Origin of the sequence: Paracidovorax cattleyae (assembly GCF_900104515.1) — a bacterium.
GTDB classification, from domain to species: Bacteria; Pseudomonadota; Gammaproteobacteria; order Burkholderiales; family Burkholderiaceae_C; genus Paracidovorax; species Paracidovorax cattleyae.
Map to the genome: position 1 here is coordinate 165739 of NZ_FNJL01000006.1, position 12879 is coordinate 178617.

Here is a 12879-nt window from a genome sequence, read left to right on the forward strand (position 1 = left end):
CGCCATGGCTCGATTCCTCTCTCTCCGTCCTTCATCCACCGCGCTGACCGCCGGCGTACTGGCGCTGCTCGCCTGCTCCGGCGCGTCGGCGCAGGTCGCCGGCACCTGGAGCGTGCGCCTGGGCGCCACGCACATCTCGCCCCAGGTCAAGAGCGGCAACCTGTCTGCTCCTGCCTTCCCCAACACGCAGGTGGATGTGGGCTCGGACACCACTCTCACCGGCGGCATCAACTACATGGTGACCGACAACTGGGCGGTCGACGTGCCGTTCGGCCTGCCGTTCAAGCATGAATTCCGGGGCGCCGGCGCCATTGCCGGCGTGGGCAAGGTCGGCGAGACCAAGGTGCTGCCTGCCACCGTGTTCGCGCAATACCGCTTCGGCGAGGCGAAGTCCGCTTTCCGGCCCTACGTGGGGCTGGGCGTGACCTATGCCAAGTTCTTCAAGGAGCGCACCACCGCCACGCTGAACGGCCTGACGGGTGGCACGCTTGCCAACCCCACCACGGCTTCCATCGACGACAAGTGGGGCATCACGCCGCAGATCGGCTTCGTCTGGAACATCGACGAGAAGTGGTTCGTCGATGCGTCCTACTACAAGAGCTTCCTGAAGACCAAGACGCATCTGTCCAGCGGGCAGACCATCGACATCCGCCTGAACCCCAACGTCTTCGCCGTGGGCATCGGCTACCGGTTCTGAACCGCGAAGCGATGGCGCATGAAAAAGCCGACCCTCGGGTCGGCTTTTTCCTTGGCGCCTCGATGGGGCCGGACCGCACCGGCGCGCGCCGGTGCGGCAGGGCGCATCACCAGCGGGCGCGCAGGCGGTCGTAGGCGTAGGTGCCGAACTGGCGGTGGGCCGAAGGCGTCATGTAGATGCTGTCGGCGAACACGTAGCGGTTCTGGTCCGCGCCGCTCACCAGGGTGGATGCATTGCAGCGCAGCGAGCTCACCTGGCCCGTGCCGATGCCGATGTCGTTGCCCGGGGCAACCGACGTGCACACGGGGTTGTCCTTGTTGTCGAAGTTGTATCCGCTCGGGGAGCCGATGAACAGGTTGCCGTAGTACTCCAGGTCCACGTAGAGCACGGTCTTGCCCAGGTCCTCGATGTTCACGAGCAGGGACTGGTTGAAGCGCGTGCTCGCGGTGCTCAGCAGGCTCTGCTGGCCCAGCGCCACGGCCCAGGGGCTCTTGCCGAGGTCGTAGGTGCCGGTCACCACCACGTGCTTGGCGCCTGCGTTCGACAGGCGGCGCACCTGGGCGGCCATATCGCTTCCGGCGGTGGCCGCCGCCGCGAGGAACTGGTCGTTCGTCATCGTGCCGGCATTGACGGCCGACATGCCGGCGATGAGGTCGCTGATACCGCCGTTCATGAGCACGAGGTTGCTGTCGCCCAGCGTGTTGGACGCCAGGAACGTGGTGATCTGCTGGGTGATGGAAGGCGCAGAGCCGCCTGCGGCATCGGTGGAGGCCGTCACCCGGGCGTTGCCCTGGGCGTAGGCCGTGCCGCCCGCCGAGGAGGGCCTGAGCGTGCCCCCGTAATTGTTGGCGATCTGCAGCGTCCAGTTGTTGGTGGAGCTGTCATTCACGGTGTAGAGGGCACCGTTCTGGCCTACGTCGGTGAAGGCATCGCCGAAGGTGACGATGCGGTCGGGCGAGAGCGCCGACTCCGTGGTGCTGGAACCGCAGGCTGCCACGAGCGCCGCCGATGCACAGGCGGCGATCAGGAATGAGCGGCGCATCCAATTTGCTGCCATATGTTGTTCTCCAGAAAAATTGAGCAAGAGTGTAACGACTGGCGCTGTAAGGCTTTGCAACCGGGCGTGTCGCCGAGGCGTCGCAGTGAATGCGGTTCAGGCGGCGGCTGCCCGCTGCAGGCGGTCTCTCACGCCTTCCCAGTCCGGTGTCTCCGGTGGAGTTTCCACCCAGATGAGTTTCACACCCGCGTCATCGAAGTCGCGCAGGGCGGCGAAAAGTTCCTGGGCGGCAGCCGCGGCGTCTTCCGGCATGCGGCGCAGCACCACGCTAGGCGATGGCGAACGCAGACGGGCGCGGGCGTACACCGCCAGGTGGCGTGCCTCCGCGCCCAGCAGCTCCAGCCCGGCCCGCAGGGCCTTGGCGTCCATCAGCCGTACCTTGGCACTGGGTGCATAGTGCGCTTCCAGTGTGCCGGACGCCCGCGGCGTGTGCGACGGCAGTTCGTCCTTCGACAGCGGAGTGAGACCGCAGGCCGCGGCGATCTCGGCCCGGGTGATGGCGCCCGGGCGCAGCAGCACCGGCACGCCGCGCGTGCAGTCGATGATGGTCGATTCGATGCCCACCTCGCACGGCCCTCCGTCGAGGACCAGCAGGTCGTCCCCGAACTCGCCCTGCACATGCTGCGCGGTGGTGGGGCTGACCCGGCCGAAGCGGTTGGCGCTGGGCGCCGCCACGCCATGTACCGGCTGGCCGCCCAGGGCCGGATCGTCCGATGCGCAGGCCTTGAGCACGGCCTGCGCCACCGGGTGCGCCGGGCTGCGCAGGCCCACGCTGTCCTGGCCGCCGGCAGCCGCGGCGGCCCTGTCCGGCCTGCGCGGGAGGATCAATGTCAGCGGTCCGGGCCAGAAGGCCCGCACCAGGGCCTCGGCGAAGGGCGGAACGGATGCGGCGAAGTGCGGGATGCCTTCCGGGCCCGCCACGTGCACGATCAGGGGATGGTCGCTAGGGCGGCCCTTGGCCTCGAAAATCTGCGCCACGGCGGCATCGCTGGCGGCATCCGCCGCCAGTCCGTACACGGTTTCCGTGGGCAGGCCCAGCAGCCTGCCGGTCCGCAGTGCCCGGGCCGCCGCGTCGATGGAGGAGGGGAGCCGGCCGTCGAGGATCATGTCGGCGGGCCTCAGAAGGCAGCGATGCCCAGCAGCGCGGCTGCCTGCAGTGCCGTGGCACGTGCGGCGTCCGCGGTGGGCGCGGTGACGTTCAGGTGGCCCATCTTGCGGCCCGGCTTGGCATCGGTCTTGCCGTACAGGTGCAGGTGGGTGCCCGGAAGGGCCAGCACGGCGGCCCAGTCGGGCGTGGTGGCGGACGCCCCGCGGGTGAACCAGAGATCGCCCAGCAGGTTCAGCATCACGGCGGCGCTGTGCTGGCGCGGCGGCACCAGCGGCAGCCCGGCCATGGCGCGCACCTGCAGTTCGAACTGCGACACGTCGCAGGCATTCTGGCTATAGTGACCGCTGTTGTGGGGCCGCGGGGCGATCTCGTTGACCACCAGCGAGCCGTCTTCGAGGACGAAGAACTCCACGCACAGCACACCGGTATAGCCCAGCCCCTCCGCGACGGACCGGGCTGCCGCGACGGCCTGCCGCGCGACCGGCTCCGGCACGTTGCCCGCATGCACTTCGGTCACCGCCAGGATGCCGTCGCGGTGCAGGTTGCGCTGCACCGGCAGGTGGACACACGCACCGTCATGGCCGCGCGCCACGATCACCGAGCACTCGAAAGCCAGCGGCAGGCGTTGTTCCAGCACGCAGGGCACGCGGCCCATCGCCTCCCACGCGACTGCGAGCTCCCCGGCGGTGGCCACCCGGGCCTGGCCCTTGCCGTCATAGCCGAGGCGGGCGGTCTTGAGGATGCCCGGCAACAGCCCTGCCGGCACATCTTCCAGTTGCTCCGGTGTCTCGATCACGGCGTAGGGCGCGCACGGCACGCCGCACTGCACGAAGTGCGCCTTCTCCCGCGCGCGGTCCTGGGCGATCGCCACCGCGTCGGCCGCGGGCGCTACGGGGCGCTCGGCACCGAGCATGCGCAGCGCCTGCGCAGGCACGTTCTCGAACTCCGTGGTGACGGCGTCCGACAGGGCGGCCAGGCGCGCCAGTCCGTCCGGGTCCTCATACGCCGTCCGGATGTGGTGGTGGCTGATGCGGCCGGCGGGGCTTTCGGCGTCGGGGTCGAGGACCGCCGTGAAATAGCCCATGGCCTGGGCAGCATGCGCGAACATGCGGCCCAGCTGGCCACCGCCCAGCACGCCGAGGGTGGCGCCGGGAAGGATGGGGTGCTGCGTGGAGGCGGGCATCGTCATGCCGCTTCGGTGGGAAGCGCCATCGCGCGGGCCGCCGCGGTCTGCTCCTGGCGGAAGGCCTCCAGCCGCTCGCGCAGGGCCGGATTCTCGTTGGCCAGCAGGGCGACGGCGAAAAGCGCCGCGTTGGCCGCACCGGCCGTGCCGATCGCGAACGTGGCCACGGGAATGCCCTTGGGCATCTGCACGATGCTGTGCAGCGAATCGACGCCCTGCAGGTGCCGGCTGGCCACCGGCACGCCCAGCACGGGCACCGGGGTCTTGGCCGCCAGCATGCCCGGCAGATGGGCCGCGCCCCCCGCGCCGGCGATGATCGCCTTCAGGCCACGCTGCGCCGCCGACTCGGCATAGGCGAACATGTCGTCAGGCATCCGGTGCGCCGAGACCACGCGTGCTTCGTGGGCGATATCGAATTGCTGGAGAATCTGCACTGCGTGCTGCATGGTCTCCCAGTCGCTGCTGGAGCCCATGACCACGCCGATCTGGATGGGTTTCATGTGGAGTGGGGCTGCGCGATGCGCGCATCCGCCTGAGTGGAACCCGGGATTTTACTTTTGGTGCGCCCCGCCCGCGGGGCAAGCCTCCGCCTGCTGCACACAATGATCGACGTCACCGTAGAGAATTTCGAAGCCGAGGTCATCGCCGCCTCGATGGAAGTGCCCGTCCTGGTGGACTTCTGGGCCCCCTGGTGCGGGCCCTGCAAATCGCTCGGCCCCATCCTCGAGAAGCTGGAAACCGAGTATGCGGGCCGCTTCAAGCTCGTGAAGATCGACTCCGATCAGGAGCAGCAGATCGCCGGCATGTTCGGCATCCGCAGCATTCCCACCTGCGTGCTGATGATGAACGGCCAGCCCGTGGACGGCTTCATGGGGGCGCAGCCCGAGGGGCAGGTCCGCGCTTTTCTGGACAAGCATGTGCCCAGCGCCGATGAACTGCTGGCCGAGGCCGAGGAAGAAGCGGCCCAGGAGGCGCTGGAAGACGGCGACACCGACACCGCCCTCGAAAAGCTCCAGCACGCCATCGCCACCGACCCTGCGAACGACGAGGCGCGCTTCGATTACGTGAAGCTGCTGCTGCAGCTCGGGCACGTGGACGATGCGAAGGTCGCCTTCGCGCCCGTCATCGCCAAGGCCCCCGGCTCGCGCCGGCTCGGCGCGCTGAAGGTGTGGATGGACGCTATCGACGCCACCGGAGGCGCCGGGGACGACACCGCCGCGGAAGCCGCGTTCGCGCAGAAGATCGGCACCGACAAGCGGGACTTCGACGCGCGCTTCGAGCGCGCCCGCCGGCTCATCGCCAGGCAGCGGTGGACGGACGCCATGGACGAGCTGCTCGAAATCCTCATGCGCGACAAGGCCTGGAACGACGAGGCCGCGCGCAAGACCTACGTCGCCGTCCTCGAGATCATCGAGCCTCCCCGCATGAAGGTCGCCGAAGGGCAGATCCCCCCGGAGGACCCGGTCGTGGCCACTTACCGGCGCCGCCTCTCGAGCGTGGTGCTGAGCTGATGTGACGGGCATGGCGCGCACCATGCGCGCACCGCGGAATCTCCGTGCCGGCACGCCGCGGGCACCCCGCTGTCTGGCATGGCTTGCGGTGGCCATGCTGGCGATATGCGCCACGGGCTGCGGCATCCTGCCCCCGCCGCCCGACGCCGTGGTGACGGGCATGGCCTATGCCCGGCAGCGTTTCTTCATCCCGTCGGGCGGTGCGTTCGAGGTGGCCATCCTGGACGTGACCGATGCGGATGCGCCGCCTGTCATCATCGGACGCCAGACCCTGGAAGAGTTCGAGCGGCTTCCGGTGGCGCTCCGCATTCCCTACCGCTCCGCGCAGGTGGTGCCCGAACGGCGGTACGTCGTCCGGGCCACGGTGTCGGTGAACGGCATCGCCTGGATGGCGAGCGAAGGGATGAATCCACTGCAGCGCGACCCCGCCTACCGCCACGTGGACGTGTTGCTGCAGCCGCTGCCGCGCAGTGCCGCCACCGAACAGGCCGCGGTACCGCTCGCGCAGACCTACTGGAAGCTCACGGAAGTGGACGGAATGGTGGTCCCGCCCGCCCCGGCCGGCCGGCCGCAGGCGCATCTGGTCGTGCAGCCCCAGGAAGGGCGGATCGCTGGATCCGGCGGCTGCAATCCCTTCATCGGCACCTACGAGATGTCCGGGGGCGAGCTGCGCATCGGCTCCATCGATGCCGGGCTGCAGCTGTGCTTCGATACCGGGCTGGCCGAAGGGCTGTACCTCGAGGCGCTGCGCACCGCCGAACACTACCGCATCGAGGGGCGGCAGCTCGTGCTCGCCCGGGCCGACGGGCCGGGCAAGGAGAAAGTCCTGCTGCGCTTCGAGGCCCCGGAACTGCGCTTGAAGTGAGGCCGCAGGCGCGCGAAGGCGGACCCTCGGGTCACTGGCCGCCGGTAAGGCGTTCCAGGGCCTCGCGGTACTTCGCGGCCGTCTTCTCGATCACCTCGCGGGGCAGGCGTGGCGCAGGCGCGGACTTGTTCCAGGGGGCGCCGTTCACCTGGGCCTGCTCCAGCCAGTCGCGCACGAACTGCTTGTCGTAGCTCGGCGGGTTCTCCCCGGCCGCCAGGGCCGCCTCGTAGCCTTCCACGGGCCAGTAGCGGGAGCTGTCGGGGGTGAGCACCTCGTCCATCAGCACCAGCGTGCCGTCGGGGGCGAGGCCGAATTCGAACTTGGTGTCGGCAATGATCATGCCCTTTTCCAGGGCGATCGCGGCCGCGGCCTCGTACAGCGCGATGCTCGTGTCGCGGATTTTCGTGGCGAGGTCGATGCCGACCATCTCCACGGTGCGTTCGAAAGTGATGTTCTCGTCGTGCTCGCCTACGGCGGCCTTGGCGGCCGGCGTGTAGATGGGCTGCGGCAGTCGCGAAGCGTTCGTCAGTCCGTCGGGCAGCTGCACGCCGCAGACCGAGCGGCTGGCCTGGTACTCCTTCCAGCCGCTGCCCGCGAGATAGCCGCGCACCACGGCCTCCACGGGAATCGGGCGCAGCCGCTGCACGAGCATGGAGCGGCCTCGCACCTGCGGGACATCCTCGGGCGACACCACGCTTTCCGGCGTTTCGCCGGTCAGGTGGTTGGGGCAGAGGCAGCCGAGCTTGTCGAACCAGAACAGAGCCATCTTCGTCAGCAGTTCGCCCTTGCCCGGGATCGGCTCGCCCATGATGACGTCGAAGGCCGAGATCCGGTCGCTTGCCACCATCAGGATGCGGTCGTCGCCCACGGCGTAGTTGTCGCGGACCTTGCCGCGTGCGAGCAGCGGCAGCGAAGCCAGGGACGAGGTGTGCAGGGCGGAAGGGCTGGGCAGGGTCATGGTGTGAAAGGGTTGCAAGCGGTAATCCGGCCCCGCGCCGAGAAGCGCGCCGGGGCTGCCCGGATTCTAGGGCGCGCCCGGCAGTACAGCCTGTGCATTGTGCGCCCGTACCGCAGCCCGGTCACCTGTAACAGCAGTATCCCCGGCCGTGCCGCGGTCAGGATTGCATTTCCCGGCAGTGGCGCGCATAGTGGATTCGACAGCGCATGCATGAGCTCCCTTCCGTCGGGCCGCCACCTCGGTCGCCGAGGCGACGGCGTTTACTTCAACGTCCCAAGGAGACTTGTTTATGAATCTGACGATCAGCGGCCACCATCTCGAGGTCACCCCTGCTCTGCGCAGCTATGTGACGGGCAAGCTGGACCGGATCAGCCGGCACTTCGACCAGGTGGTTGACGTGAAGGTGCTTCTCACCGTCGAAAAGCAGAAGGAGAAGGAGAAGCGCCAGCGCGCTGAATGCAATGTGCATGTCAAGGGCAACGACCTGTTTGCTGAGAGTTCGCATTCCGACCTCTATGCGGCGGTGGACGAACTGGTGGACAAGCTCGACCGGCAGGTCGTGCGCCACAAGGATCGCCTCCAGGACCACCACTGCGCCATCAAGCGGGCCCAGCCGGCGTGACCGCGAACACGAAGTGAGCGTCAAGGATTCCATTCAGCGGGATTGACCGGCCTTCGCCCCCGGTATCACCCGCAAAGCCGCCACAAAGGCGGCTTTTTCATGCCCCTTTCCGGGGCCTCAGGGTTTATGCTAAGGGGTGCATAATCGCAATCGCAACCCTTCACCATGAACCGTCTAGCTTCCATATTGCCGGCCGCTCAAGTGCTCGTGAGCGTCGATGCCACCAGCAAAAAGCGTGCTTTCGAGGAGGCGGGGCTGTTGTTCGAGAGCCAGCACGGTCTCTCTCGCGCACTCATCACCGACAGTCTCTTCGCCCGGGAGCGCCTGGGTTCGACCGGGCTGGGCCACGGTGTTGCGATTCCCCACGGACGCATCAAGGGGCTGAAGGCACCCATGGCGGCCGTTTTTCAGCTGGCGCATCCCATCGGCTTCGACGCGCCCGACGAGCAGCCCGTGGGCCTGCTCATCTTCCTGCTCGTGCCGGAGGCCGCCACGCAGAAGCATCTGGAAATCCTTTCGGAAATCGCGGAGCTGCTGAGCGACGGCCCGCTGCGGGAGCGCATCAAGGCCTCCACCGACGCGGCCGAGCTCCACGGTCTCATCGCCGGCTGGCAATCCGCACAGGCCACCGCGTGATCCCATCCCTCACCGCTGCAACGGCGCGCAACACGTGAAACCCAACGTCGTCAGTGCCGATGTCCTCTTCGAGGCCTTCCGCTCTGCATTGAAGTGGGAATGGGTGGCCGGCCTGGGGGCCTCCGAGCGCCGGTTCGACGAGGTCGCCGTGCGGTCCGCCCGCTCCGGTGCCGATCTGGTCGGCTACCTGAACTACATCCATCCCTACCGGGTGCAGATCCTGGGCGAGCGCGAGATCGCCTACCTCGTCAACGCCACGCCCGAGGATTGCAAGCGCCGCATCGCGCGCATCGTCACGCTGGAGCCGCCGGTGCTCGTGCTGGCCGACAGCCAGATGGCGCCCGATGCGCTGCTGTCCATGTGCGAGCGCGCGCAGATCCCGATGTTCGCCACGCACGAATCGTCGGCCTTCGTCATCGACGTGCTCCGGGCCTACCTGTCCAAGCACTTCGCCGACCGGATCACCATGCACGGCGTGTTCATGGACATCCTGGGGCTGGGCGTGCTCATCACGGGCGAGTCGGGCCTGGGCAAGAGCGAACTCGGGCTGGAGCTCATCTCGCGCGGCAACGGGCTGGTCGCGGACGACGCGGTGGATTTCTTCCGCATCAACCAAACCACCATCGAGGGCAAATGCCCCGACCTGCTGCAGAACCTGCTGGAAGTGCGCGGCATCGGCCTGCTCGACATCCGGGCCATCTTCGGCGAGACGGCGGTGCGCCGGAAGATGCGCCTGCGCCTCATCGTGCACCTCGTGCGCAAGGAAACGCTGGAGCGCGAATACGAACGCCTGCCCTACGAGCCCCTGACCCAGGACGTGCTGGGCGTGCCCGTGCTCAAGGTGGTGATCCAGGTCGTGGCGGGGCGCAACATCGCCGTGCTGGTGGAAGCGGCGGTGCGCAACACCATCCTCAACCTGCGCGGCATCGATACCTACCAGGAATTCGTCGAGCGCCACCGCCGCGCCATGGAGCAGCGGGACGGCGCCTGAGACGCTGCCTGTCCCGGCGCGAAGCGGCGGGAGGCGGCTGAATCGGTCAGCGGCCGTTGCCGGAGGAGGTCTTCGCCGCGCAGGTGGCGCACTGGCCGTAGAGCGCCATGGAGTGGTCCTGCACCACCCAGCCCTTGGCCTTGGCCACGAGCTGCTGGCGCTTCTCGATCTCGGGATCGAAGAATTCCTCTACCTTGCCGCAGACCATGCAGATGAAGTGGTCGTGGTGCTGGCCCTCGTTGAGCTCGTACACCGCCTTGCCGCTCTCGAAATTGCTGCGGATCAGGATGCCCGCCTGCTCGAACTGGGTGAGCACGCGATAGACGGTGGCCAGGCCGATGTCGGAGCGCTCGTCCAGCAGCACGCGGAACACGTCTTCGGCCGTCATGTGGCGCTGGGCACCCTTCTGGAAGATCTCCAGGATCTTCAGGCGGGGCAGCGTGGCCTTGAGCCCGGTGCTCTTGAGTTCGTCGATGTTCGTCATGACAGGGTCCTTCGGGGTGCCAGGGGCGCGCGCCAAGGCCTGGAAGACCAGCCGCTACAATGGTCCGATCATATCGTCTATGCCTATTTCCATGTCCGTCCACGCCCATCGCAGCGCCCGCATGGGCCTGATCCTGTTGCTCGGCACGGGCCTTTCGGCCTGCGGCAGCTTCGACAGCGCCAGCAACCGCATCGCGAGCATGGTCACGCCCTACAAGGTCGAGGTGGTGCAGGGCAATTTCGTCTCCCGCGAGCAGGTCGAGGCGCTCCAGCCCGGCATGTCGCGCCAGCAGGTGAAGGAGATCCTGGGCACGCCTCTGGTGACCAGCCTGTTCCATGCCGACCGCTGGGACTACGTCTTCACCCTCAAGCGCCCCGGGGTCGAGGCCCAGTCCCGCAAGCTGACGGTGTTCTTCAAGAACGACGCCTTCGAGCGCGTCGAGGGCGACGAAATGCCCACCGAGGCCGAATTCGTCGCCACGCTCGGCACGTCGCGCAAGACCAAGCCCAAGGTGCCGCAGCTCGAGGCCACGCCCGAGCAGCTCGCCAAGTACCCCAAGGCCGCCACCGCCACGCTGCCGGAGCCGGCCGACTCCGCGGTGCCGCCTCCGCCGTCGAGCTACCCCCCGCTCGAATCCACCACCCGCTGAGCAGCCGGCGGAAGCCGCCCCTTCGAACCTTTTCCTTGCGCGCAATGACCGTATCCGCTGCTTCGACCCCGTCTTCTTCCGGTACTCCGGCGCCGATCCGTGTCGCGATCGCGGGCGCGTCCGGCCGCATGGGCCGCATGCTGATCGAGGCGCTGCGCGGCAGCGGCAACGACCTGGTCCTCGCGGGTGCTCTGGACGTGCCGGGCAGTCCGTCCCTGGGGACTGACGCCTCGGCCTTCCTGGGCCATGCCAGCGGCGTGGCCATCACGGCCGACCTGCACGAAGGCCTGGCCGGCTGCGACGTGCTGATCGACTTCACCCGGCCAGAAGGCACGCTGGCCCATCTGGCCGCATGCGCGGATCGCGGCGTCAAGGCGGTGATCGGGACCACCGGCTTCACCGACGCCCAGAAGGCCGAGATCGACGCCTTCGCGCAGCGCACCGCCATCGTCATGGCGCCCAACATGAGCGTGGGCGTGAACGTCACCTTCAAGCTGCTGGAGATGGCGGCCCGGGCCCTGTCCACGGGCTACGACATCGAGATCATCGAGGCACATCACCGGCACAAGGTGGATGCCCCCTCCGGCACGGCGCTCAAGATGGGCGAGGTCATCGCCCATGCCCTGGGCCGCGACCTCAAGGACTGCGCCGTGTACGGCCGCGAAGGCCTGACCGGCGAGCGCGATCCGTCCACCATCGGCTTCGCCGCGGTGCGCGGCGGCGACATCGTGGGCGACCATACGGTGCTGTTCGCGGGCACGGGCGAGCGCATCGAAATCTCCCACAAGTCCTCCAGCCGCTCCGGGTATGCCCAGGGCAGCCTGCGCGCGGCCCGCTTCCTGGCGGCGCACCGCACGGGCCTGTTCGACATGTTCGACGTGCTCGGCCTGCACGGCTGAGCGTCTCCTTTCCGGCACCGGCCCGGCATCGGCTCCTCTGGGTGGCGTATCCATGAACGCGTGGCACTGGTGGCATCAGGGGGACATGGTCACCCGCATCTCGGCACTGCTGCTGCTGGCCATGTCCATCGCCAGCTGGGTGGTCATCCTATGGAAGGCGCGCCTGCTGCGGCGCGCCGTGGCCGGGGTGGAACGGAGCACCGCGGAGTTCTGGCGTTCGCCCACGCTGGAATCGGCGCGCCAGCGCCTGGTGCCCTCCGATCCGGACGGCCTGGTACGGCCCCTGGTGGACGCTGCCGCCGGCCTGGCGGACCACGCCCAGGCCGGCTCGCTCGCCGCGAGCGGACAGCGCGCCCAGCAGCTCACGCGCGTCCTGCGTGATGCATTGCACCGAGTGCTGGCACGCCTGCAGTTCGGACAGGTGCTGCTGGCCACCGTGGGCTCCACGGCGCCGTTCGTCGGCCTGCTCGGTACGGTCTGGGGCATCTACCATGCGCTCACGGCGCTGGCCGGTGGCGGTGCGGTATCGATCGACCGCGTCGCCGGTCCGGTCGGCGAGGCGCTGGTGATGACGGCGGCCGGCCTGGCCGTGGCCATTCCCGCCGTGCTGGCCTACAACCTGTTCGGCCGCTGGATCGGCCGCGTGGAAGCCGACCTCGAAGGCTTCGCCCTCGACCTGCGCGAACTGCTCCTGGACGAACCGCCGTCCCGCGGCGGCTGAGCCCGCCGCCTCCACCCGCCCGCGACCCATGGCATTCGGCCGCCTCGAACGCACATCCGCCCCGAAGCCGATGAGCGACATCAACATGACGCCGCTGGTGGATGTCATGCTCGTGCTCGTGGTCATCTTCATCCTGGCCGCGCCGCTGCTGGCCAACGCCATCCGGCTCGACCTGCCCCGCGCGGAGGGCGCCACGCAGGGAGCCGCCGGCGACTCGGTCGAGGTCGCGATCGATGCCAGGGGCCAGGTTTTCGTCGGCGGCGCACCCGTGGATGGTGCCGCGCTGGCCGAACGGCTGCGCGGCGTGGCGCAGGCGCATCCGCAGGCCGAGGTGCAGTTGCGCGCCGATGCCGGCGTGCCGTATGGCCGGGTGGTCGAGGTGATGGGCGCCGCCCACGCCGCGGGCCTGCACCGCATCGGATTCGTGGCCGAGCCCGGGGCCTCCCCGCCGGCCGCTGCCGCCGCTGCGCGCCCCTGAGCCGCCTGCCGGGCGCTCCT

The 12879-nt window shown here is 68.7% G+C and carries 16 protein-coding genes; 10 read left to right on the top strand and 6 right to left on the bottom strand.

Annotated elements, in window-relative coordinates; all coding sequences use genetic code 11:
* Positions 1-4 precede the first annotated feature (4 nt).
* Positions 5-697: an OmpW/AlkL family protein gene (locus BLR05_RS06895; protein WP_092833062.1), complete on the top strand. Its 693-nt coding sequence runs from the start codon at positions 5-7 to the stop codon at positions 695-697.
* A gap of 106 nt (positions 698-803) precedes the next feature.
* On the opposite strand, the gene BLR05_RS06900 is transcribed toward BLR05_RS06895, so the two are convergent.
* From BLR05_RS06900 to purE, 4 genes are all read right to left on the bottom strand, one after another.
* Positions 804-1754, bottom strand: coding sequence for an SGNH/GDSL hydrolase family protein (locus BLR05_RS06900; protein WP_092833063.1), 951 nt, complete (start codon positions 1752-1754; stop codon positions 804-806).
* Between the two features lie 96 nt (positions 1755-1850).
* Positions 1851-2861, bottom strand: a complete 1011-nt coding sequence (locus tag BLR05_RS06905; protein ID WP_092833064.1) for an L-threonylcarbamoyladenylate synthase — start codon at positions 2859-2861, stop codon at positions 1851-1853.
* Positions 2862-2872: 11 nt separating this feature from the next.
* Complete coding sequence (locus BLR05_RS06910) at positions 2873-4051, bottom strand: 5-(carboxyamino)imidazole ribonucleotide synthase (protein ID WP_092833065.1); 1179 nt, start codon at positions 4049-4051, stop codon at positions 2873-2875.
* Positions 4048-4545 (bottom strand): 5-(carboxyamino)imidazole ribonucleotide mutase, encoded by a 498-nt coding sequence (purE, locus tag BLR05_RS06915; RefSeq protein ID WP_092833066.1) that lies wholly within the window; start codon positions 4543-4545, stop codon positions 4048-4050. The genes BLR05_RS06910 and purE overlap by 4 nt, the downstream gene beginning before the upstream one ends.
* Before the next feature lie 102 nt (positions 4546-4647).
* On the opposite strand from purE, the gene trxA reads away from it, so the two are divergent.
* On the top strand, positions 4648-5556 hold the full coding sequence (gene trxA / locus BLR05_RS06920) for a thioredoxin (RefSeq protein ID WP_092833067.1): 909 nt from the start codon (positions 4648-4650) through the stop codon (positions 5554-5556).
* Positions 5557-5650: 94 nt separating this feature from the next.
* On the top strand, positions 5651-6421 hold the full coding sequence (locus BLR05_RS06925; RefSeq protein ID WP_225979014.1) for an META domain-containing protein: 771 nt from the start codon (positions 5651-5653) through the stop codon (positions 6419-6421).
* Between the two features lie 31 nt (positions 6422-6452).
* On the opposite strand, the gene BLR05_RS06930 is transcribed toward BLR05_RS06925, so the two are convergent.
* Positions 6453-7379: a phosphoribosylaminoimidazolesuccinocarboxamide synthase gene (locus tag BLR05_RS06930; RefSeq protein WP_092833068.1), complete on the bottom strand. Its 927-nt coding sequence runs from the start codon at positions 7377-7379 to the stop codon at positions 6453-6455.
* 289 nt (positions 7380-7668) lie between these two features.
* Here BLR05_RS06930 and hpf point away from each other — a divergent pair, with 289 nt between their 5' ends.
* The 3 genes from hpf to hprK all read left to right on the top strand — a co-directional run bounded on the left by hpf (position 7669) and on the right by hprK (position 9628).
* Positions 7669-8001, top strand: coding sequence for a ribosome hibernation-promoting factor, HPF/YfiA family (gene hpf, locus BLR05_RS06935; RefSeq protein WP_013596826.1), 333 nt, complete (start codon positions 7669-7671; stop codon positions 7999-8001).
* Positions 8002-8166: 165 nt separating this feature from the next.
* Positions 8167-8637, top strand: a complete 471-nt coding sequence (locus BLR05_RS06940) for a PTS sugar transporter subunit IIA (RefSeq protein ID WP_013596825.1) — start codon at positions 8167-8169, stop codon at positions 8635-8637.
* 34 nt (positions 8638-8671) lie between these two features.
* The gene (gene hprK, locus BLR05_RS06945; protein WP_092833069.1) at positions 8672-9628 is read left to right on the top strand and encodes an HPr(Ser) kinase/phosphatase; all 957 of its coding nucleotides are present in this window, start codon (positions 8672-8674) and stop codon (positions 9626-9628) included.
* A gap of 46 nt (positions 9629-9674) precedes the next feature.
* Here the strand turns inward: hprK and fur are convergent, their stop codons facing one another.
* Positions 9675-10112, bottom strand: coding sequence for a ferric iron uptake transcriptional regulator (gene fur / locus BLR05_RS06950; protein WP_092833070.1), 438 nt, complete (start codon positions 10110-10112; stop codon positions 9675-9677).
* Positions 10113-10203: 91 nt separating this feature from the next.
* Here fur and BLR05_RS06955 point away from each other — a divergent pair, with 91 nt between their 5' ends.
* Genes BLR05_RS06955 through BLR05_RS06970 form a run of 4 tightly spaced genes read left to right on the top strand, consistent with a single transcriptional unit; the run spans position 10204 to position 12859 of the window.
* A complete protein-coding gene (locus BLR05_RS06955) occupies positions 10204-10761 on the top strand; it encodes an outer membrane protein assembly factor BamE (protein WP_092833071.1) in 558 nt (185 codons plus the stop codon).
* A gap of 44 nt (positions 10762-10805) precedes the next feature.
* Positions 10806-11660, top strand: a complete 855-nt coding sequence (gene dapB, locus BLR05_RS06960) for a 4-hydroxy-tetrahydrodipicolinate reductase (RefSeq protein WP_092833072.1) — start codon at positions 10806-10808, stop codon at positions 11658-11660.
* A gap of 52 nt (positions 11661-11712) precedes the next feature.
* Positions 11713-12381, top strand: a complete 669-nt coding sequence (locus BLR05_RS06965) for a MotA/TolQ/ExbB proton channel family protein (protein ID WP_092833073.1) — start codon at positions 11713-11715, stop codon at positions 12379-12381.
* A gap of 28 nt (positions 12382-12409) precedes the next feature.
* Positions 12410-12859, top strand: a complete 450-nt coding sequence (locus tag BLR05_RS06970) for an ExbD/TolR family protein (RefSeq protein WP_092833074.1) — start codon at positions 12410-12412, stop codon at positions 12857-12859.
* The last annotated feature ends 20 nt before the right edge of the window (positions 12860-12879 follow it).